This window comes from Vibrio sp. 970, assembly GCF_033339075.1.
On record NZ_JAWOTW010000748.1, the window covers coordinates 1 to 532 of the forward strand.

The 532-nt window shown below is 44.9% G+C and carries 1 protein-coding gene; it reads left to right on the forward strand.

Features of this window, described 5'->3' with window-relative positions; genetic code table 11:
• Window positions 1-532, forward strand: a 532-nt coding sequence (locus R7Q11_RS28985) for a chemotaxis protein (RefSeq protein WP_225467321.1), incomplete at both ends; no start/stop codon positions are given.

Here is a 532-nt window from a genome sequence, read left to right on the forward strand (position 1 = left end):
CCAACCACAAAAATCCCGTATTCCCATCACCATGTGATTGGTACGGTGACCATTCGTGATCTCACCGTTCCAGTTATCGACATGTCCGCTGCGGTTGGCTTTCGTCCAATTACCCAAGAAGAATACAAAAACTGCTACCTCATCGTGACCGACTGTTTACGCACTGTGGTTGCGTTTATGGTTCGTAGCATAGAGAAGATCATCGAATGTGATTGGAAAGCCATTGAAACGCCACCAGCAAGTGCTGGAAAAAACATCTTCGTAACGGGTATCACTCGTTATGGCGATCAAACAGTTCAAATGCTCGATGTCGAGCTACTGCTTTCTAAAATTTATCCGCAGTATGAAAACGCGAATATCCCGATGCTGACGGATGTAGAGCGTGAACGCCTCAAAGCACTGAATATCTTGTTGGTGGATGATTCGTCGATCGCGCGTAAGCAATTAAGTGACGCGCTAGATAGCATCAATATCTCCTATCAAATTTGTAAAAATGGCTCAGATGCACTGCAGTTGATGAAAAATGAGGCAG